Source organism: Psychrobacillus sp. FSL H8-0483, assembly GCF_038637725.1.
Lineage (GTDB): Bacteria > Bacillota > Bacilli > Bacillales_A > Planococcaceae > Psychrobacillus.
Map to the genome: position 1 here is coordinate 497,233 of NZ_CP152052.1, position 21,968 is coordinate 519,200.

Here is a 21,968-nt window from a genome sequence, read left to right on the forward strand (position 1 = left end):
AAAAATGGAAAAGGAAGTTGTTTTAGAAGTAAAAAACTTAAAGACACATTTTATTTCCAACAAAGGTACAGCAAAAGCTGTCGATGGCATAGATTTTGTTTTAAGAAAAGGAGAAACGCTAGGGATCGTTGGAGAATCCGGATGTGGTAAATCAATGACTTCGTTATCCATTCTTCGATTAATACCTTCTCCACCTGGGAAAATCGTAGACGGGCAAGTTCTATTGAAAGGTCAGGATTTAGTAAAAATGACTGACGAGGAGTTAAGAAAAATTAGAGGAAATCGAATTTCGATGATTTTCCAAGAACCCATGACTAGTTTAAACCCAGTTATTCCTGTAGGGGAGCAAATTGCGGAGGCATTACGATTACACCAAGGCCTGTCTAAAAAACAAGCATGGGATCGATCTGTTGAAATGATTGGTTTGGTTGGTATTCCATCCCCTGAAAAGAGAGCAAAGCAGGAACCATTTCAGCTTAGTGGCGGTATGAGACAACGAATCATGATTGCCATGGCGTTAGCTTGTACTCCAGAGGTTCTAATTGCGGATGAACCAACTACAGCGTTAGATGTTACCATTCAAGCACAAATTTTAGAAATCATGAAAGATTTACAGAAGAAAATTGGCATGGGGATTATTTTTATTACGCATGATTTAGGTGTTGTTGCCGAGATGTGTGATCAAGTTGGTGTCATGTATGCAGGACAAATTGTAGAGCACCAAGAAGCAAAAAATCTATTTAAAAATCCTTTGCATCCATACACACAAGGGCTAATCGGATCCTTGCCGAAGCTATATGAAGATCAAGAAGAACTCCAAATCATTGAAGGAACTGTGCCGAGTCCATATGACTATCCAGAGGGTTGTCGATTTGCGGAAAGATGTCCATTTGCACAAGATATTTGTATTCAAAAGCAGCCAAATTTAATCCAATTTGATGAGAATAGCAAAGTAAGATGTTGGAAGTATTCAGATGAATGGCAAGATAGTTTAGCAAAAGAGGTGGTAGCACCATGAGTAATGTCCTCCAAGAGAAAAGTCCATTATTACAAGTCTCAGAACTAAAGCAGCACTTTGAATTGAAAAAAGAAGTGATGTTCCAACCGAAACAGGTTGTAAAAGCGGTCGATGGAATTGATTTTGACCTGTATCCTGGGGAAACATTAAGTATCGTAGGCGAATCAGGCTGTGGTAAATCGACAACAGGAAGATCTATCTTACGATTAGATGAACCAACCAGTGGGGACGTATTATTTAAAGGTCAATCTCTCCTGCAAATGAACAAAAAAGAGCTACGGAGCATAAGAGGAAATATTCAAGTGATTTTCCAAGATCCATATGCTTCTTTAAATCCAAGACGAACGATACGCCAAATGTTAGAAGAAGCAATGGCCATTCAAAAAGTTCTCCCTCCAAATAAGCGAGAGGCTCGAATGTTAGAGCTTATGAACCATGTTGGTTTGCGACCAGAATACTTAGAAAGATATCCACATGAGTTTTCAGGTGGGCAAAGACAACGAATTGGGATAGCACGAGCGCTAGCGGTAAATCCAGAAATCATTATTTGTGATGAAGCAGTTTCTGCACTTGATGTATCGATTCAAGCTCAAATATTAAACTTACTAAAGAAGCTTCAAAAGGAATTCGATCTAACGTTTTTATTTATTTCGCATGATTTAGGTGTAGTTCGACATATTTCGGATCGTGTGATGGTCATGTATTTAGGGAAAGTGGTAGAAATAGCTGATAAATCTTCCTTATTTAATAAGCCAATGCATCCATACACGAAAGCTCTTCTTTCCGCTATTCCTGTAATAGATGAAACGAAGAGGGGCGAAAGAATTATTTTGAAGGGCGATGTTCCATCTCCTTTGAACCCACCTACAGGATGTAGATTTCATACCCGTTGTCCTTTTGCAACAGAACGTTGCTCACAAGAGGAGCCTTTGCTAAGAGAATTAAGTGCAACTCATTCAGTCGCTTGTCATTTTGCGGAGGAATTATTTACATCATAAATCGCCCTATAAATGATTTACTATTCATTATTATCAAGATACTATAAAGAACAAGGATATTTGAGAAAGGACGTATGCATCATGATGCCCTTGGAATCTTTTTCATTATACGTCTTGATCTGTGTATTAGCTCCTCTTGTAGGAGCTTTTACACTTTCATTTGTAATGGTTTTTGAGCGACATATAGATAATCTTCAAAAAGAAGCGTCAAAACTCACATTAGAAAAAGAGTTGCAACATGCAAATTACGATCAGTTAAATCAGCAAATACAACCACATTTTTTCTTCAATACGCTTAATACGATGTTAAGTTTAGCACGTCTTGACCGAAAAGAAGAATTGATAAAAGGGTTGGAAGTAATGGCCAAGTTTTTTAAGTTTAAATATATTACGCATTCTTCCCTTATAAAAGTGAAAGATGAAATCGCCTATGTGAATAATTATTTAGAAATTCAAAGATTGCGTTTTGGAGAAAGGCTGGAAGTAATTCAAAAAATAGAAGCCTTATGTGAAGATGCACTATTGCCTCCGTTTATGATACAAACTATTGTTGAAAACGCTTTTAAACATGGCTTTGAGAAAAACGTGGGTCCTGCAAGATTGAAAATAAACGTCTATCACTCAAATGATTTTATGTACATAGAAGTATGGAATACATATCATATTGAACAGCTTATTGAAAAGAAAGATTATAGCCCGGAAGAAGAAGGTTACGGAATTCGAAATATCCAAAAGAGATTAGATTTGTTATTTCCAGAGCAAGTTCACTATCTCCATATGACATACATTGAAAACGAAACGCTAGTTAAAGTAAAATTTCCATTAACTAAATAAAAATGTTCCCGTCTCTTAATAGAAGCGGTAGAAAGGAGAAAACATGAATATCTTACTTGTGGACGATGAAGCTCTGGAATTAGAACAACTGGAGTATATTATGAAACCCCAGTTTCCTAATTGGACGTTCTACAAAGCCCAAGATGCATCTATTGCTCTTCAAATAGCTGGAAAGGTTAATATATCTTTAGCATTTTTAGATATTCAAATGCCTGGAAAGAGCGGCTTGGAGCTAGCTAAAGAATTAAAGAAGAACTATGAAATGGATATTATTATGGTTACAGCCTATCAATCATTTGAGTATGCACAATCTTCCTTACGAATAGGAGTAAACGATTATTTAACTAAACCCATAGTAGAAGAAGAACTGTTAGGTTTGCTTGAAAAGTATCGAAAATGGAGCTCTCAGAATGATTCCATTCAAGAAGTAATACGAATAATTCGAGAAGAATTTAATGAAAAGTTAAGCTTAAGCATTGTAGCCAATCGCATACATATGAATTCTACTTATTTAAGTCGTAAATTTTATGAAGAAGTGGGAATTGGTTTTGCTGATTATTTAAATGCCTATCGATTGGAAATGGCTAAAAAGCTATTATTAGATCGTAAGGATATGAGTATGGCTGTTGTTTCAGAAAAAGCAGGCTTTAATAGCCAACACTATTTTAGTGCTATGTTTAAAAAACAATTTGGGATAACTCCATCCGAGTATCGAGCAAATCCTAAAAAAGCTAAAGGATTAGGGATATGAAAACGTATCGTCACTATATTACGGGTTCTATAATTTTTGGTGTTTCAACAGGAATGATTAGTCTATTAGCACGATGGATTACAGGAAACACAATTCTATCTTCTCCGGAATCATTAGTGAAATACGGATTGCTAGGAGGAATTGGTTACTCTTTAGTTGGAGCATTTTCTATATTTATGTTCGGTGTATTTGCAAATAAAATTAGAAAAAGATTTCCTGAAATTGAAACAATCGGAGATGTGTTGCAGAAGCGGCTACGAAAAGATGGCTATTTGTTCATGACCATTGTCATTCTTTTTTTAGGGTTAGATTCATTGTTCATGCAAGCAATTGGGGCAGCCGTTTTATTTGATTTAATATTTAATATTCCATATACAATCTCTCTATTGATCTTCTTCCTCTATTGTTTTGCTATTGCGGGGCTTGGAGGGATGAAGTGGATACATAGGATTGAAGGCATCTGTATATTTTTTATTTTTTCTGCCATTATTTTTATCCCACTGTATTTTTTCATACAAGAGGGGTCTTTTAAAGTTTATGATGGTATTCGCTTATATCATCCTTATTTATTGTTTGCAAAAAACCAAGAAGCTTTTGCCTTTATTGCAACGTTTATGCTAGTAGGTTTTGGACAAGTATTTACGGATCGATCGACTTGGCAAAGGCTTTACATGATTGAACCCAAAAAAGTTCGACTTACTTTTTGGTCAACAGCTTTTGTATGGAGCACTGTACCGATAGCACTGTCTGCAATGCTTATGATCGTAATATTTGAAGGGCCCTTTGGAGAAACTTATACGCTTTTATTTCAACTTATTACAAAAATAAACCCTATATTTTTATCTGTTTTATTCTTTTTATTCTGTTTTGGTGCTTTATCTACAACAATTAATGGAGAGGTTCATGCTACGACGATTCACTTTATTAAGCATATACGTCTTCCGTTTAAGAAGACTATGTCAGATAAGCAGATGAGAAAAGAATCGTATATTTTTTCTGGAATATTATTATTTTCCATATTAGTTATTACTCATTTTGTAAAATTTAGTTTATTAGATTTCCTATTTTTCTATGGCCATCTCTATGCAGCTTCTATCCCAGTAATGTTATTTATCGTTTTATCCAAACGTAAGATATCAAGATTAATGCCCTATTCGATTGTTGTTGGATGGTTGTTAAGTGCAACACTATTTGGAGGTTTAACATCATTGCAAACAATTTGGTTAAGTTTTCTTATATCCGGGGCTTTTTCCGTTTTTAGCATGCTCTTTGCAGAAGTCGAGTTAATTTCAGAATCTTCCACTTGGAAATAGCACTTTTAGTAAATGTATAACTTTACAAATCATTTAGCGGGATTTGGAATTACTGATGTAAATGGAAAATGTTTGAAACGAATGTTGCATTAACGTCGATTAATAGCGGACCGTAAAAATAATTAATAGCCACATGATGAAAAGCCAGCCTTTCTAACCGATAGGTTGGCTTTTGTCTTTTATACTCACGGAAATATACAGAATATTTTTAAAAATAATAACTACAACTTTTTATATTGGTATAATATGATTAGTTATAGGTATTTCATTTGATAAAAAGGTGTGTTTTGTTAGCATATAATTTACGGTAGAATCCGCGCAGATTCCTGCGGGAAAGCGAGCGGATTCTACTAAATAACAATGTAGCTTGGCGCCATTAAAAAAGAGTGTGGGTAGGGAGACATATGAATTTACGGGGTATTTTATTGCTTATCTTTTTGTTTCAAACTGTCGTTAATGCGACGAGGCCAGTCATCACACTATCGGCTGATGACTATGGGGCATCCATAGTTATTATAGGTATCTTAACATCATCGTTTGCTTTATTACCATTGATCTTTTCTATTCATGCAGGAAAAATTATGGATAAGTTTGGAGATCGAATACCAATAATAGTTGGTTTTATAGCTTTGATTGCAGGAATGATTGTTCCAGCACTCTTTCCAACAATATGGGCGCTATTTACAAGCCAGTTATTATTAGGAGTTGCAAATATATGTATTCCAATTGGATTACAAAATCAGTTAGGTCATCAATCTAATCCACGAAATAGAGATTATTATTTTAGTATGTTTAGTCTATGTGTCGCTTTAGGCGCCGTTATTGGTCCTTTGGTTGGTGGCTATTTATCCGAACATGTTTCGTTTCAAATGGTTTATATTTTTTGTATAGTAATAGGGTTTATTTCCATTGCTTTTTCATTACGAATTCCAAAGGTACAGCAACAGGTTTTAGGTTCTCCTTCCAAACTAATAGATTCATTTAAGTTATTTGAAAATCCTTTAATAAGGAGAGCATTATTTTCAAGTGCACTTGTTTTATATTCTAAGGATATTTTTGTGGCCTATTTTCCTTTGTTAGGTAAACAATTGAACTTGTCTACTTCAACAATTGGTTGGATTATTGCTTTACAGGGACTTGCCACAATGTTTGTGAGGTTTTTATTGCCGAAGCTATTGGAAATGTATAAGAGAGATTATATCTTATATATGTCCATCCTGGTGGCAGGTATCGCCTTTTTAATATTACCACTAAGTCAATCGACTTATTTGATTGCTTTAATGTCCATTATCATCGGACTTGGCTTAGGTTGTGGTCAACCTATTTCCATGACGACTACATATAATGCTTCTCCTCCTTCGAGGACCGGAGAAGTATTAGGGCTCCGTATAGCTACGAATCGTTTTTTTCAGTTAGTAGCACCATCTATTTTTGGACTTATTGGAGGTTCTGTGGGGATGGTTGGTGTGTTTCTATTTAGTGGCGTCTTTTTAGTAGGAGGATCCTTGTTTTTTAGAAAACCTATAGAACATCAAGAATAGATGTATCTAAAGAAAATTATTATTCATGAATCTGTTGTAAATTACTTATAGTATTTTAATAGAATAATTCTATGAAAATAACGTCATTTATGAAGGGGAATAGGATAATGAGAGACACTAAAACGAAAAAGCAAAAAGCCATGCGTATTATTAAAAACATTACGATTAGTCTTATAAGTATTATTTTACTGTTAGCAATTATTGGTTTGATTTATGAAAGAAGTGCCCAAAAACAAGCACTTAATGAATATCCTGCTCCAGGTAAACTTGTTCAAGTAGATGAGAACACTTTGCACATCCATTCTAAGGGAAACAAAAAGCCGACAGTTGTTATAGAATCAGGACTTGGTAGCTGGTCATTGTCCTGGGATGAAGTACAAAAAGAAGTTTCTAAATATGCAACGGTCGTAACCTATGATCGTGCTGGTCTAGGATGGAGTACAGAAGGCCATACTTCTCGAACTGGAGACCAAGTGATAACTGAGCTGAATGCTCTCTTAAAAAAGACAGGGTATGAGGGACCGTACATATTCATTGGTCATTCAATGGGTGGTTTGTATACCCAACTTTATGCAAGTAAGTATCCAGATGAAGTAGCTGGAATGATTCTAGTTGATACAAGACCTCCAAACTTTGAAAATGAGTTCCCAGAAATGAAGGAAAATTACGCGAACCAAGCTGAACAAATGAAACTCTATAAGTTTCTTTCCAATTTCGGCATAGTTCGACTTCTTTCTGGGGGTGCTATTCACCCTGGGTATTCGGAAGAGAGTAAACTTATCAATCAGGCTATTGGTTTCCAAGGTGCTTCTTTTGATGCAATTCGTAATGAAATGCTCGCGATGGATGAGGTTGATCAAGAAGTCTTAGCAATTGAAAGCCTGCCTGATGTACCTGTTATAGTTATTAGCCATGGTATTCCCGAGGATATGAGCGAAATGGGATTATCAAATGATCAAGTGGAGCAATCATGGCAAATGTACCAGCAAAAATTGGCGGATTCTTTTAAGGTCAGTCAACTACTGATTGCAGAAGATAGCAGACATAATATTATGTTGGAACAACCAGAAATAATTATCGAGTCCACCAAAGAAATGATGGAACAATTGAATTTACAATAATAGAAAAGCATGCAAGATTACTTATTTACTAAAGTAATTTGCATGCTTTTATATGTCTGTAATTCCTCAGTAAATGAATCGATTTCACAATTCCAAATTACATAATAAAATACGAACAATACTAAAGGAAACTAAAGAAATATATATTTTACACGGAATAAAGTATAGTTGATTTCCGCTATAGGCGGGCGCTTTCCGCGGGGTGAGCGATAAGCCATCACCGCCGCTCACGCGTCGTTTGTGATGTCTTATCTGTCTCACTCATCCCGCTGGAGTCGCCGCCTACCGCTTCAATCAACGAAGTGGTAAATGTTCGTATTTTAATGACATAGTACTATTTATGAAATTAACTCAAATGTAGAAAAATAAAAATCTACAATTTTTTTTAATAAAAGTATTGTATTATCAGAAAATTAGACATTTAGATTACCCTATATCAGTTTTAATGAGAGGATTGAAACAAGAAGAGACTGCACCACTTATTTGGAATTAAAGAATTTAGGGGGGAAGAATATATAATAGAAGGCGGTTATATTGCAGGTAGAGAGAGAATTCTTGGAGTAGTGATATTTTACTTCAAGAGTTCTTTTTACCCGAAAATGGAGTGTAATCTTCTTTTTTGAAAACCGGGATTATTTACTACCACATTGGTCTTATTTAGTAATTTTATTCCAATAACTTATCCGGTCCTTAATTTTCCTTGTGATTCGTGCTAAAATAAGCTTTCAGCATAAAAAAGAAGGACGTGTTTGTATGGTAGGGCGAAATGATCCGTGTCCATGTGGTAGTGGAAAAAAATATAAAAAATGTTGTGAGTCTAAAGAGGCTATTTCAATAAAAGATGTGCAATCAGAAGAATTAGAGCGTATTTTGCAAACGTTTTATGATGAATATCCAGAAAGAAAAGATATGCAAGAGTTTGCAGAACTTGTGAAACACTGGAGCGATAATTTAAAAGAATACTTGGAACATGAAATGATTGAAGCAATTGCTCTAGATGAATTCTTTTTCCATTATAAACCTGAAATTTGGGCAAGCTATCTAGAAAAACAGCAAAAGAAAGTATTGCGTCCTTCCACATTAAAAGCATTAGAACAGTGGAATAGTCCACGAGTATTTGTTGGTGAAGTAGTGGAAGTGGAAGAGCAATATTTAACTGCTAAAAACATTTTGACGAATGAAATCATCCAACTAAGACGCGAAAGTGAAAAGCCAGTACCAGTGGGTATGCATTTGTTTTGCTTCATATTGGAAGATGGAACTTTCAAAGAAAATCATTATTTGGCAGTTTCCAGCCTAATCTTCTTCCCAACAGATCATAAAAATGTATTCGACAATTTTGTGAAGCAATTTGAGACTCAAAATGAACTGGCAGCACAAGAATTTCTAAAAGAGAATGGGACAACATTTTGGAGCTTACTTGGAGAAAATGGCTATGAGGGCGGAGAATACACGCACTTTGAAGCAGGTGTTTTACAAGTAGCTATGGAGTTCCTAGAAAAGAATAATCGTGCCTATAAAGAACTAATAGAAATAGTGGAAGATTATTTATTTGAGCAACAGCCAAAGGCACGTAAAGAAGTAGCAATTGCTGCTGGAGCTATTCGATTTGGTCAGGAAAACGGTCTATTTGAACCGTTAGAAATAACAGTAAAAGAAATTGCAGAGTCGTTTAGTGTATCCACTTCATCATTAAATAAATACTACAATGATTTAAATGTTTACTATGAAGGTACAAAGTCTTCTAAGTAGAATAGAAAACGCCAAGTAGAAGTAAGTATTCTACTTGGCGTTTTTCATATGAGATAAGGTATTTTTTGCATAAGTGAATCAATTTCATCATTCTAAATTACATGAAAAAACACGAACAATACTAACGAAATATATATTTTACACGGAATAAAGTATAGTTGATTTCCGCTATAGGCTGACGTTTTCCGCATGGGTGAGCGATAAGCCATCACCGCCTACCGCTTTCATCAACGAAGTGATAAAAGTTAGTATTTTAATGACAAAGTACTATTTAAGAAATTAACTCAAGTAATATTACTTTATCATTATTTGTGACCTTGAAGGTTTGTATCTCTTCATTGTTTTATTAGGCTAAGACTTGTTCCTCCTATTAGGAGAAGCTTAACAATAATGTTTAGTAAACACGAAATAGGATAAACAAATAAAAACAACGAAAGGAGCGATTAAGATGGCAAAGAAACCTTTGGCTTAGCAGTTCGTCCGTGGAAAGCGAGCGAATTTTCGGCAAGTAACAATATGATCATCTAACAAAGCCAAATGTTTAGTAAATTATTTCTTGGTTATAACTAGGCATAGTTAATCAAGAGAGGAGATATTATATGAGAATTAAAAAATATTCAATAATCGGAAGTGTGTTATTGTCAACTGCTTTACTTTTAGGAGCCTGTGCAGATAAAGACGAGGTGAAAGATCCCCCAACTGCAGATGCAGCAAAAAAAGAATTTGGATTTCATTCTTTTGATCTAGACATAGATACACCTGATCACAAAGATGCAATTGAAGCTTCGTTTGATGTAGATATATCGGAAACAGAAGCGGAATATGTGAACCGAATAGAACCTGTTAAGTTATCAGGTGACAAGGCGTATGCTGAATTGGAGCCGATCTTTAAAGATTTAGCTCTAACAAAGGATATGAGTAAGGATGAAGTAATTGAAAAAGTTACCAAGGCTTTCGGTGTAGAAGACTATACAGAATTTGAATTAGAAGTTGAATACTCGGATGGAGAATATAAAGATTACAATGATAAAAAATAATAAAACTAGTAGCCAAATCATGGATAAATACATGGCTTGGCTTTTTTTGTTATAAAAATATTAATGTGTGAACCAAAATAGTGTATGATGCATAGCATAATATATAGTGTACGTTATACAGTAAAAGGAGCTGAGATGAAGTGTGAACAAATTATTAAATTCCCTCATTACAGAATTAAGAAGAGGAACTTTGACATTAGCTGTATTGAGTCAGCTGCGAACTCCCCAATATGGCTACTCACTTGTTCAATCATTAGAGAAATCAAACGTTTTAATAGATCAAAGTACTCTGTATCCATTACTTCGTCGTTTAGAAAAACAAGAGTTAGTTGTAAGTAGCTGGGACACTTCTGAAAGTAGACCACGCAAGTATTATGTGTTAAGTGAGTATGGGATAGAAATTTTTGAGCAGCTAAAAGAAGAATGGGAGCAATCGTCAAGAGAGCTTTACACTTTATTGAAAGGAGAAGAAGGGAATGCGCCTAATTGATATTTATATCCAGGAAGTTACTAGCAGACTTCCCGAAAAGAATCGGGAAGATATTGCACTCGAGCTTCGATCAACAATTGAGGATATGTTACCTGAAAAATATACTGAGGAAGAAATAAAGGAAATCTTAGCTAAGCTTGGTAGTCCAGTAACACTTGCAAGTGGTTATTCAAATCGACCTATGTATTTGATAGGACCGAGATACTTCGATATGTATGTAACTTTATTGAAAATGATTATACCGATTGCTGCTTCTATCTCGCTTATTATATTAATTGCTGAACTTATTTTCTCTCATAGCGGAGAACAAGACGTGATAAATACAATTCTCGCGATTATTGGGAAGGGTATTTGGGAAATATTAAGTACTTCCACCCAAACGTTCTTTTGGATCACTTTAACCTTTGCAATTTTAGAACGAACGGATAATTCGAAGGATAAATCGCCACTCACAACCAGTTTGAAAGAATGGACACCAGATGACTTAAACCATATTCCGTTTATATTAACTGAAAAGAAAATTTCGAAAGGGGCTATTTTTGGTAGTTCGTTAGGAATTGCAATTTTTGCAGCTGTATATTTTAATGCAGTTCATCTAATTGGTGTGTATGAAAAGATCCAAGGTAAACTAGTAATAGTAATGCCAACCTTTAACCAAGTAGTATTACATTCCTATTGGATAATAGTTTTAGTTGCTATCTCTGTTGAAGTTGCATTAGTATTCTATAAGCTTATTGTTGGACAGTGGACTAAAAATGTAGCCATATTTAACTTCGTTCGTAATGTTGTATCTTCCATTGTGTTTATTATTATATTTAGTAATACTAGTTTGTTTAATCCAAACTTCATTGCGTATTTGGAAGATATATTTAATATTTCCCTTGAACTAAAGGTACCTATCATGCTAGGAATTATACTTTATATTATTTTTGCAGTGATCGATATAATTCATGGATTTCGAAAAGCGAATATACGTAAAAAATAAGGTTATATGTCTTTTATCACAAATAGATTAAATATGAATAAAGGAGTTTAGAGGGATAGGGAATCCGGGTATTTCATTAGTAAGCAAGTTAAAAATAATGAAATATTAGGAGGATGAACAATGAACATAAAATCGAATCGACGAATTGAAGTAGCTCGTACCGAGGAAGAGATGTATGAAAAATTGGAACTCCTGCAAACACAAGGATACGCGGAAAGTGATGTCCATGTGATATCGAAAGAAAATGCTCACTTAAATAAATTAAATCGTCATTCTGAAGTATCCACACACGAGGCGGGATCGTTTATGGATACGTTTAAGTCATGGTTTACTGGTGAAAGTGCAGTAACAGAAGGATTACGAAAATTAGATTTAAATGAAGTGGAAAGAGAACGTTATGCACGGGAAGTAGCAGGAGGCAGTATTGTTCTGTATACAGATTTATTAACAAATGCCGATGATCCTATCCATGACTTTAATGAAAGCGAATTGGAGAAGGAATATACAGATACAGTTGGAACAGATGTCGTAAAAAATCGTTTATAGAGAAAGAAGAACCAATGAGTGATTATGCCAAAAAGAATGGTTTCACTCCTTCTACAAATGAATTAGTTAATGAAACAGATGGCCGCTTTGATGAGCCACAAGATCGTTTTGCACGAGGAGAAACCTTTGCTACAGATGCTTATTAAGGTACCCACGCAACGACTTTATTAAATGAATAGTAGTGTTTCCCCTCGCAATGTAATCCCCATGATGCGAGGGGTTTTGTCTGTGTATCCATCTATGAGATAATGAGAGTGTTCAAGATTAGCGAGGTGGAATTAATATGGATTTTGTTGCAATTGATTTCGAAACAGCAAATAGCTTACGATCAAGCGTATGCTCTATTGGAATTGTAAAAGTAAAAAATGGGAAAATTCAAGAAGAAACACATACATTGATTAATCCATTAAGTGAATTTAATTTCTACAATACGAAAATACATGGCATAACAGATTATATGGTCCAAGATGCTCCAACATTTGAAGAATTTTGGCCAAACTTGAAAGGGTATATCGAAAATCAAACTTTGATTGCCCATAATGCAAGCTTTGATATCGGAGTTCTTCGAGAATCGTTAGGACGATTTCATGAAAAACAACCAGAATATGATTATTCTTGCTCCTATAGAATTGCAAAAAAAGTTTGGCCGAATTTATTTAATCATAAGCTTTCTACAATTGCAAAATACTTAAATATTGATTTACGGCACCATGATGCGCTAGAAGATGCGCGTGCTTCTGCATTAATTACACTAGAAGCGATGAAAACAACACAAATGAGGTCCATTCAAGAACTAACTAGTCTACATAAGATAAAGCTAGGTAGTTCTTCTACTTTTAGTAAACCAACTACTCGTTCAAGAAAAAGTCCGGAAGATGCGTCTCTCCAATCAGTTGTGACGCAAAATACTACACCGAATCCGAAGCATCCGTTTTGTGGGGCGAATATTGTGTTTACAGGCAGAATGATTTCGATGACGAGAATGTTAGCTGCTCAATATGCAGCCAATTGTGGTGCAAAATGTATAGGCCAAGTAGATTTAGATACAAACTTCTTAGTAGTAGGAGATCAGGCTTTGCAGAAATATGTGCAAGGGATTAAAAGTTCGAAAATGCAAAAAGTCGAAAATCTAATTGGACAAGGATACCCAATTGAAATTGTAGGGGAACAAGATTTTTTAAGATTAGTAAAGTTTTAAATGAAAACAGTCAAGTCGGGTAATTTTGAATTGACTGTTATTTTATTTAAATTACACTTTCTCACTTTCTACAATACGTTTCTTTTTTTAGAAAAAGAAATACTTGCGATATTGTGATGATATAAAGAAATATGACACTTTTATCACATCTAGAAATTTAGGTAATGGTGTAGAATTCGTTCAGTCCAAAGCAATCCAAAAGCACCTATACAGAAAGTACCTAGTGTTTTATCACAAAATTAACAAGTAATTTAATCGTTAATTTTAGGAAAACGACCCGTGTGGTGGAACTATTTACTGTTTTTCTCTGTTATACTTTAGAATGAAAAAATTTCTAATGTTAAAGGAGAAAATTATGCGCATTAAAACAAGGCTTATTCTTGTTACTTCCATTTTAGTTTTATCAATTATTGCGGTTGGTGGATTTGCTATATGGAGTTTATCTCATACTGTTACGAAAAATAACGAGTTGAATAAGCTGATGGAAATGCAAACGGTAGCTAAACAAATTCAATATCGTCTTGCCGGTCTTTCTAATGACGAGAGAGCATTACTTCTTACAGGCGATAACACTTATGCCAAGCAAATGGAAGAAAAGTCAGCAGATATTAAAGAACAATTCGATAAATTAGGGGAGTTATCTAGCACATCTTCGGATCAACAAATGATTAATGATATCAAGATAGACTACGAGCAATTTTGGAGCCAAAGTCAGCTAGTTATTCAAAATAGTACAATTAATCGAGCGAAGTCGGAAGAAATTCATTTTGGAGAAGAACGAAGAATTCGTAAAGAAGTATTAGATCCAGCTTTTGAGGGATTTATTGACCAATTAGATAAAAATACTGCAGAGACAAATGAAAGTTTAGAGTCTCAATCAAAATTAAGTCAAGGGATTCTAATAGGAATTTCTATTGTAGCGGTAGTGTTTGGTCTAATATTAAGTTCTATCCTTCTGAAAGCCATATTAGTTCCTTTACGCCAATTAAAAGAGCAAATGAATGATATAGCTAATGGCGACGGCGATTTGACTAAAATCATTCATGTGAAAAACAAAGATGAGTTGGGGGAAGTAGCCACTTCGTTTAACCAGTTCCTAACTTCTTTAAGAGAAATGATTAAGCAAATTAGTTTTTCATCAGGACAAACGGCAGCATCTTCGGAAGAATTTTCAGCTAGTGCAGAGCAATCAAAACTAACATCCAATCAAATTGCAGAGAATGTCTACAATGTCTCAGTAAGTATGAATGATCAACTGCAAATTTTGAGTGAAAGTACTACTGCCGTCGAGCAATCTCTGCGCAGATTACAAAGCATGACACTTCATACAGCAGAGGTATCTGAAGAGACGAGTGAAGTTAGTATAAAAGCAGATAACGGGGAAAAATCCGTTCAGGAAATTGTTTCTTCCATGGAAGTGATTCATCAATCCGTAGGTGAAACTGACAAAAATATTAATTCATTGGCTGCTGATGCAGTTAAAATTGGTGAGATTACAGCGATTATTAATGAGATTTCAGATCAGACCAATCTGCTAGCTTTAAATGCTGCAATTGAAGCTGCAAGAGCTGGAGAACATGGAAAAGGATTTGCTATTGTAGCCGAAGAAGTACGTAAATTAGCGGAACAATCAAGCCAATCAGCCAATCAAATTCGAACATTAATCACTCGTATTCAAGGGACGACAACTGAAACCGTCAATACCATTGAAGTGGTGAAAGCGAATGTGGATAGTGGAATTCATTTAACATCTGTTACTTCTGTCCAATTCAAGGAAATCATCCAATCTATCTCACAAGTATCTGGAAAAACACAAGAAATAGCTGCGTCAACAGAACAACTAACAACGGATTTCACGATGGTTGCACAAAAATATGAAGAAGTTTCTGGGTTATTCAAGGAGAACTCTGAAAGTACCCATGAAATTGCAGCAGCTACAGAGGAGCAATTAGCGTCCATGGAAGAAATTCAAACAGCTGCTCAATCGTTAACAACTATTTCTGATGCATTGAACGATATGGTGCATCGATTTAAAATTTAGCTTTATCCAGCAGGGGTCCACAAACCCCAGCTGAATATCGAGGAACTTTGGCTAAGGTTGCCGCGTCTTGCTTGCGGCAACGCCTGAGTGACCAACATCCTGTCGGCCCAAAGCCTCCGGCGGATGTCACAGATTTTTTATCGATCAAGCTCGATAAAAATCTGGGCGCACTGTTTTCTGCAACGAGCTTCTTGCGCAGGATCAATAACTTCTGCGGAGATGAACGAAGAGAAGCGGAAGCAAATTCGCCGAGGCGTATTTGATCTACAAAACTTCCTACTAGTCATTTAAACTAGTAGGAAGTTTTTTTTGAAGTATATACATTTACACAAGTGTTGATTAACCAAAAAGTACCCAGTGAATTGCTTATTAAAATGGTGATAACACAATAGGCATACTATGTAAAGGTGCTTTTGGATTGCTTGGAACTGAACGAGTTCTAGACCATTACCTAGAAAATAAGCAAGGAACGCATGATAGAAAGTGATAGAGTGCCTGAAATTGCATCTTCGGGCACTTCCACTATGAGTAGAAAGGTTGCTATTCTTTCCTTTTCCAAATCCATTCTTTTGAGCATTGTAGGTACATAACGGAGACCTGCACGAGGCAGGTCACACAGTCGTCGCGACACGATGTCGCGTACTTAGACTGTGCTCCTTTAAATATCCACAACAGGATTATCGAAAATAGTGTAGCAGGAAGTGACGCGGTCACTTCCTGCTACACTTAGCCCTCGGTAATGATGTAGTAATCATTTCGTCCAAAGTGAACCAAGAACGTACAAGTGCAAAATGGGATTCTTGCGCATTTCGTGAAATTTTAATGGTGAAAATTGGTTAATCAACAGACGTTATACATTTAGCAAGTAATTTGAGTTTCCTGATAATAACTAGTAACGTTTTTCCCCCGTGTAATCAGGTATTACATCGATAAGAACCTAATAGTAAAAGTGCTTCTCTATAATGTAATTACATTTCACTTGGTGCTTTAATTCCAAGCAAACGTAATGCTTCTTCTAATACAATAACGACAGACTGGACAAGTGTAATGCGATAAGATAACTGGCTTGAATCACTCACTACTTGGACATTTCCGTAAAAAGAGTTGAATGATTGTGCTAAATCAATCGCATATTTTGCTACTAAAGATGGATCAAACTCATCAGTCGCACGTTTAATAATGTTTGGAAATTGTTGTAGTGATTTAATGACTTCCCACTCATAATTATTCACGTCTGTAACTTCAAACATGTCAACTTTATGCACTTTTCTTAAAATAGAACATGCTCTTGCGTAAGTATATTGGATATAAGGTCCTGTTTCTCCCTCAGTTTGGAGCATTTTTTTCAAGTCAAATTCGATGTCATGCTTCCGGTGTTGTTTTAAATCACTAAAGATGATTGCTCCTACACCTACTTCTTTAGCCACTTCTTTTTTATTAACTAATAAAGGATTTTTTTCTTCTATCGTTGTTTCTGCTAGTCGAATTGCCTCGTTTAACACTTCTTCTAATAAAATAATTTTTCCTTTCCGAGTGGATAATTTTTTACCATCTTTCAATATCAATCCAAAGGGAATATGATGCATTGTCTTCGACCAGTCATAGCCCATTTTATTTAATACAATTTTTAACTGTGCAAAGTGTAAACTTTGTTCATTTCCGACAATATACAAAGACTTTACGAAATGATAATTCTTTTTGCGATGAATAGCAGCTGTGATATCTCTAGTTGCATATAAGGTCGCGCCATCTGATTTTTTAATTAGACAAGGTGGCATATTTTCACCAACGTCTACGACAAGTGCACCATCCGAATCAATTAGGAGATTTTTTTGTTGTAACTTTTCTACAATTGGATCCATTTTGTCATTATAATAAGCCTCGCCTTGAAAAGAATCAAAAGCTACGCCAAGTAGGTTATATATTTTTTGAAATTCTTTTAACGATTCTGTTCGAAAGCCTTCCCATATCTTCAAAGCTTCGGAATCACCGTCTTCCAACGACTTAAATGCTGCTCTTCCTTTGTCATTTAGCGTGTCATCAATTTCAGCTTCCTCATGAAAACGAATGTAAAGAGATAGTAATGATTGAATAGGAGCTGCTTGGACTTTCTTTTCATCCCCCCATAATCGATAAGCTACTAGCAATTTCCCAAATTGTGTACCCCAGTCACCTAGATGATTAATTTTAATCGGTTGATATCCATTTTTTTCGTGTAATAAAGCAATGGAATTTCCAATAACAGTAGATCTTAAATGCCCCATAGAAAAGGGCTTGGCAATGTTTGGTGAGGACATATCAATTGTAACAACACCACCGCCCCCTATATTCGAAGAACCATATTGATTTCCTTCCTTATGAATGGTAGTCAATACAGATGTTGTAAATTTTGTTCGTTTCATAAAAATATTCACATAACCTCCAACTGCTTCTACTTTTTCAATGTTTTCGTCCTGGATACTAGTAGCGAGTTCTTGCGCTATTAAATTAGGTGATTTTCTTTGCTTTTTTGCAAATGAAAAGCAGGGGAGTGCATAGTCTCCTAAATGTGCATATGCAGGCGCCTCAATCATTTGCTCCTCGATTAATTCCGTAGTGAAATTTTGAAGAATTTCTACAACTGTCTGCTTCATTTATATTCCTCCCTAAAAATAAAAAAGCCCTCGTCTCATTATAAAAATGAGACGAAAGCTTGAACTTCCGCGGTACCACTCAATTTGCCTATTTTAGGCCACTTTCTCCATAACGGTGAGTCTCCGGCTTTATTATAAAAAGCATCTCTAAAGTGCGGTTCACAACTCTTCTTAACTAGGCTTACACCATCCCTAGCTCGCTTGATGATCCGATGTTGTTACTCTCTTTATCTTAGATATTGTATTTGAATTTACCAAATAGAAAAGTTAATGTCAATTTCTTTAATAAAAAATAAATGAAAATGTTTTGAACATTTTCAGGTAGTGCTTAAATTGTAACCGCAGCTACAATATTAACTAATTTTGAAGTAGGCTTGTTGTTTTCTAGTGGCTGTCCTTGAATAACCCAATTCATTGAAAGTAGTTGATTTAGTGATAAAAGCTGCTGCTCATCGATATCTAAACAATCTATCCCGTTTTCGTGAAGCTGATAATCGCGGTCAGCAATTTTATCGTACTTCAATTTCAATAAGTTTTTAAGCCCGTTCATCGTAATGAACTTCACTGAGTAACCGTCCAATAAAATGGACTTAAATTTAGTTTGGTCTTCTTCAAACAATGTGATAAGTGCACTGAATCTATTATTAGGATATTCATTTTCCCACGTTCGAAGATCATTTTGTTCTAGTTTTGTAAGAATTTCATCATTTGAAACGCCATTGCTTCGTAGGGTTTCTATCAAAAAAGCATCCATCATTGAAATTTTGTTGTTCTCCATTCTCATAATCCCCCCAAAAAAATTAAATACACGCTAAGTAATTATAACAAAAATTCTCAATTGTTCATTTCTTTTTACGAGAATAATTAAAATACTTCGACTAAGCATTTGCTTAATCGAAGTATTTTTGGTTACTTATTTAATATTCTTGAATTTCCACTTCTTTGATTTAGCGTCGTAGTAAGCACCTTCAAGGGTAGGTTTCTTACCTTCTGTAACGATAATGAAGTGCTCTTCGAATCCTGTTGTTATTTGCTTCTGTTTACTATCAAAGAAAGCAATATTTTTCAATTTAAGATTGTTGAAGTAATGTTTCTCTATTTAATAGAATTATCAGAACATGATATAATGAGAGCGGTAAATAGAAGAATTTTCGGAGGTAATGATGAGATTAAAGATTCTACATACAAATGACGTACATAGTAATTTTGAAAACTTCGCAAAAGTTGCCACGCTGATCAAGGAACATAAAGATGAGGATACAATTATTCTAGACGGTGGAGATTTTGCCGATTTCAAAAGCATCGAGCTACAAGGTACTAGAGGATTAGCTGCGATTGAATTATTAGCAGCTATTAGTTACGATGCGCTTACTATAGGAAACAATGAAATGTTTAATGGTATTGAAACACTTGAGCATATGGCGAGTAATAGTCCTTTTCCTTTCATTAGCAATAACTTATATAAAAAAAATAAAACAGAGATTAATGGTGTTTTCAAAAGCGCTATTCTAAATAAAAATGGGCTCCGAATCCTAATTACTGGATCCTCTCCTCATATGGGAGAATTTAATGATGGACTTGGAATTTATATGACTGATTATAAAGAAGCCATTATAGAAGAAATTAAACGAAATGAAGGGAAATACGATATTTGTCTCCTTTTGAGTCATGTTGGAACATTTGCGGATGAACCTCTTGCTATAGATATCCCAGAAATTGATATCATTATTTCTGCACATGACCATAAACTATTTAACGAAGCAAAAGTGATAAATAATACGATTATGAATAGTGCAGGAAATTACGGAGAGCATTTAGGAATACTCGAACTTGAAATCAATGAGGGAGAAGTGAAGCTGCTCCATTCTACAACAATTTCCTCCATAGATGTGGAAAAAGATGAACAAATTCTATCTTTATTAAAAATGAATAAAGAAAAAGCAATTGAAGTATTGGGTCAGCCGCTTTATCCACTTGCGCAATCGTTATGGCATGACGTGATAGAAGAAAATCCATTAACCAATTTAATCGCAGATGGATTGAAAGATATGCTCAACTGCGACATTGGTCTAATTAATAGCGGTATTTGCAATTTGGGTATTTTTAATGAACTATCGAATAAAAAACTAATCGAAGTCTGTCCTTCTCCTTTAAATCCAACTTCTTTTGAAATCCAAGGGAAATATATTAAACAAGCTTTGGAACAATCACTTGATGCACAAATTTGCTTAGCGGATGGACGTGGACCAGGGTTTAGAGGGAGGTTTGTAGGTCGATTACATGTTTCTGGAGCAAAAATCGAGCACGATGGGAAAAAAGTACATGCTGTTTATGTGAATAAAAGATTACTAGAAGATGATATATGGTATACAGTGGCTAGCTCCGATTATTTACAACGAGGCTCAGGATATGAAAGCCTTGCAAACAATCGAAATGAAATGTATTTAGCAGAAGAAATCAAAGATGTTATTCGTTTATATGCAAATGAACCGGAATTTAACGAGCAAGCGTATATTAATAGATGGAAAGAAGTTTCTAAAGTGGGGGTAGTATATTGAAGCAATCTGATCCCAAAAAAATTAGACAAAGAGGAATCATAATCGGTCGTCTTCCTGTCGGAAAAAAGAATTGTATAACAGATGTTGAAGGTGTAAAAGTAGGTCATGTTACGCTCGATCATCCTCTAGGTGAAGGGGAGTATGCTTGCACCGGGGTTACTTCTATATTGCCACATGGGGATAATCTATTTCAGCAAAAAGTAGTAGGGGCAAGTTATGTATTAAATGGATTTGGTAAAACTACTGGACTTGTTCAAGTGGATGAACTAGGTTTGATTGAATCACCAATTATGCTGACAAATACATTTGCAATTCCAGCAGTTACCCAGGGCACATTAGAATATATGCTTGAGGGCAATCCTGAGATAGGAGATACTACAGGAACGATTAATTTAGTATTAGGAGAATGCAATGATAGTAGATTAAACTCGATTCGCAAACTTCCAGTTCAGCCAAATGATGCAATAAAGTGCATTGAAAAAGCTTCATCAGACATATCTCCGGAAGGTGCAATAGGAGCAGGCAAAGGGATGATTTGTTTTGGATACAAGGGTGGTATAGGATCTTCTTCACGCATTGTCCAAGAGGAAGAGAGTGGTGCTACCTATACAATAGGTTGTTTAGTTCTTAGTAATTTTGGGAGAAAAGAAGATTTTCAAAGTATTCTCTATAAAGTTGTGAAACAGAGAGAGGTTCCTACTTTTCCAAAGCCAGCAGACGGTTCCATTATCATTGTGTTGGCAACGGACGCTCCACTTAGTAGTAGACAGTTAAAGAGGTTGGCTAAAAGATGTGGTATAGGGCTTGGAAGAACGGGGAGTCATTTCAGCAATGGTAGTGGGGATATTGTGATTGCTTTTTCTACAGCTCAGAGGATTGCCCATTTTTCAGAGGAAAGTATGGAGACTAGAAAGCAACTGAGGGATGATCATGTAATTATGAATGATCTTTTCCTTGGAGCGGTGGAAGTGACAGAAGAAGCCATATTAAATTCATTGTCCCAAGCAGAAACTACAGTAGGTCGCATGGGAGAAGTAGCATATGCATATCCATTTGAATGAAGTTCCAAAAAGGATTCTATAAGGGAAATAGATCGCCTTTTTGCATTTGGTCTTTGTAGAGTGAGATTCTGTCTCGGTTCTATAGCAAATG

19 protein-coding genes and 1 other annotated feature are annotated in these 21,968 nt (G+C 35.4%); of the genes, 17 read left to right on the forward strand and 2 right to left on the reverse strand.

Annotated elements, in window-relative coordinates; all coding sequences use genetic code 11:
* The first annotated feature begins 4 nt into the window (after nucleotides 1-4).
* The 15 genes from MHB48_RS02430 (at nucleotide 5) to MHB48_RS02500 (ending at nucleotide 15,625) form a co-directional block, all read left to right on the forward strand.
* Entirely contained in the window at nucleotides 5-1,018 is a 1,014-nt protein-coding gene (locus tag MHB48_RS02430) for an ABC transporter ATP-binding protein (RefSeq protein WP_342599981.1), read from the forward strand.
* On the forward strand, nucleotides 1,015-2,016 hold the full coding sequence (locus MHB48_RS02435; RefSeq protein ID WP_342599982.1) for a dipeptide ABC transporter ATP-binding protein: 1,002 nt from the start codon (nucleotides 1,015-1,017) through the stop codon (nucleotides 2,014-2,016). The genes MHB48_RS02430 and MHB48_RS02435 overlap by 4 nt, the downstream gene beginning before the upstream one ends.
* An 81-nt stretch (nucleotides 2,017-2,097) precedes the next feature.
* Nucleotides 2,098-2,850 carry a histidine kinase gene (locus MHB48_RS02440; protein ID WP_342599983.1) on the forward strand — a complete coding sequence of 251 codons (753 nt, stop codon included), beginning with the start codon at nucleotides 2,098-2,100 and terminating at the stop codon, nucleotides 2,848-2,850.
* Between the two features lie 43 nt (nucleotides 2,851-2,893).
* Complete coding sequence (locus MHB48_RS02445) at nucleotides 2,894-3,601, forward strand: DNA-binding response regulator (RefSeq protein ID WP_342599984.1); 708 nt, start codon at nucleotides 2,894-2,896, stop codon at nucleotides 3,599-3,601.
* The gene (locus MHB48_RS02450; RefSeq protein WP_342599985.1) at nucleotides 3,598-4,914 is read left to right on the forward strand and encodes a hypothetical protein; all 1,317 of its coding nucleotides are present in this window, start codon (nucleotides 3,598-3,600) and stop codon (nucleotides 4,912-4,914) included. Before MHB48_RS02445 ends, MHB48_RS02450 begins: the two co-directional genes overlap by 4 nt.
* Before the next feature lie 404 nt (nucleotides 4,915-5,318).
* Complete coding sequence (locus MHB48_RS02455) at nucleotides 5,319-6,455, forward strand: MFS transporter (RefSeq protein ID WP_342599986.1); 1,137 nt, start codon at nucleotides 5,319-5,321, stop codon at nucleotides 6,453-6,455.
* 107 nt (nucleotides 6,456-6,562) lie between these two features.
* On the forward strand, nucleotides 6,563-7,576 hold the full coding sequence (locus tag MHB48_RS02460) for an alpha/beta hydrolase (protein WP_342599987.1): 1,014 nt from the start codon (nucleotides 6,563-6,565) through the stop codon (nucleotides 7,574-7,576).
* A 753-nt stretch (nucleotides 7,577-8,329) separates the two neighbouring features.
* Nucleotides 8,330-9,328 carry an SEC-C domain-containing protein gene (locus MHB48_RS02465; protein WP_342599988.1) on the forward strand — a complete coding sequence of 333 codons (999 nt, stop codon included), beginning with the start codon at nucleotides 8,330-8,332 and terminating at the stop codon, nucleotides 9,326-9,328.
* A 599-nt stretch (nucleotides 9,329-9,927) separates the two neighbouring features.
* Nucleotides 9,928-10,365, forward strand: coding sequence for a YusW family protein (locus tag MHB48_RS02470; RefSeq protein WP_342599989.1), 438 nt, complete (start codon nucleotides 9,928-9,930; stop codon nucleotides 10,363-10,365).
* A gap of 142 nt (nucleotides 10,366-10,507) precedes the next feature.
* The gene (locus tag MHB48_RS02475) at nucleotides 10,508-10,855 is read left to right on the forward strand and encodes a PadR family transcriptional regulator (RefSeq protein WP_342599990.1); all 348 of its coding nucleotides are present in this window, start codon (nucleotides 10,508-10,510) and stop codon (nucleotides 10,853-10,855) included.
* Nucleotides 10,842-11,840 (forward strand): hypothetical protein, encoded by a 999-nt coding sequence (locus tag MHB48_RS02480; RefSeq protein WP_342599991.1) that lies wholly within the window; start codon nucleotides 10,842-10,844, stop codon nucleotides 11,838-11,840. Before MHB48_RS02475 ends, MHB48_RS02480 begins: the two co-directional genes overlap by 14 nt.
* A 120-nt stretch (nucleotides 11,841-11,960) precedes the next feature.
* Nucleotides 11,961-12,386 (forward strand): general stress protein, encoded by a 426-nt coding sequence (locus tag MHB48_RS02485; protein WP_342599992.1) that lies wholly within the window; start codon nucleotides 11,961-11,963, stop codon nucleotides 12,384-12,386.
* Between the two features lie 14 nt (nucleotides 12,387-12,400).
* On the forward strand, nucleotides 12,401-12,532 hold the full coding sequence (locus tag MHB48_RS02490; protein WP_342599993.1) for a hypothetical protein: 132 nt from the start codon (nucleotides 12,401-12,403) through the stop codon (nucleotides 12,530-12,532).
* Nucleotides 12,533-12,669: 137 nt separating this feature from the next.
* A complete protein-coding gene (locus MHB48_RS02495; RefSeq protein ID WP_342599994.1) occupies nucleotides 12,670-13,584 on the forward strand; it encodes an exonuclease domain-containing protein in 915 nt (304 codons plus the stop codon).
* A 355-nt stretch (nucleotides 13,585-13,939) separates the two neighbouring features.
* Nucleotides 13,940-15,625 (forward strand): methyl-accepting chemotaxis protein, encoded by a 1,686-nt coding sequence (locus MHB48_RS02500; RefSeq protein WP_342599995.1) that lies wholly within the window; start codon nucleotides 13,940-13,942, stop codon nucleotides 15,623-15,625.
* Nucleotides 15,626-16,593: 968 nt separating this feature from the next.
* On the opposite strand, the gene argS is transcribed toward MHB48_RS02500, so the two are convergent.
* Both argS and MHB48_RS02510 read right to left on the reverse strand, forming a co-directional pair.
* A complete protein-coding gene (gene argS, locus MHB48_RS02505) occupies nucleotides 16,594-18,258 on the reverse strand; it encodes an arginine--tRNA ligase (protein WP_342599996.1) in 1,665 nt (554 codons plus the stop codon).
* 44 nt (nucleotides 18,259-18,302) lie between these two features.
* Nucleotides 18,303-18,501: a binding site (T-box leader), on the reverse strand.
* An 85-nt stretch (nucleotides 18,502-18,586) separates the two neighbouring features.
* A complete protein-coding gene (locus MHB48_RS02510) occupies nucleotides 18,587-19,036 on the reverse strand; it encodes a hypothetical protein (RefSeq protein WP_342599997.1) in 450 nt (149 codons plus the stop codon).
* Between the two features lie 382 nt (nucleotides 19,037-19,418).
* Between MHB48_RS02510 and MHB48_RS02515 the strand changes: the two genes are divergently transcribed.
* Together MHB48_RS02515 and MHB48_RS02520 are read left to right on the forward strand one after the other, a co-directional pair.
* Nucleotides 19,419-20,816 (forward strand): 5'-nucleotidase C-terminal domain-containing protein, encoded by a 1,398-nt coding sequence (locus MHB48_RS02515; RefSeq protein ID WP_342599998.1) that lies wholly within the window; start codon nucleotides 19,419-19,421, stop codon nucleotides 20,814-20,816.
* A complete protein-coding gene (locus MHB48_RS02520; RefSeq protein WP_342599999.1) occupies nucleotides 20,813-21,877 on the forward strand; it encodes a P1 family peptidase in 1,065 nt (354 codons plus the stop codon). Before MHB48_RS02515 ends, MHB48_RS02520 begins: the two co-directional genes overlap by 4 nt.
* Nucleotides 21,878-21,968 lie beyond the last annotated feature (91 nt).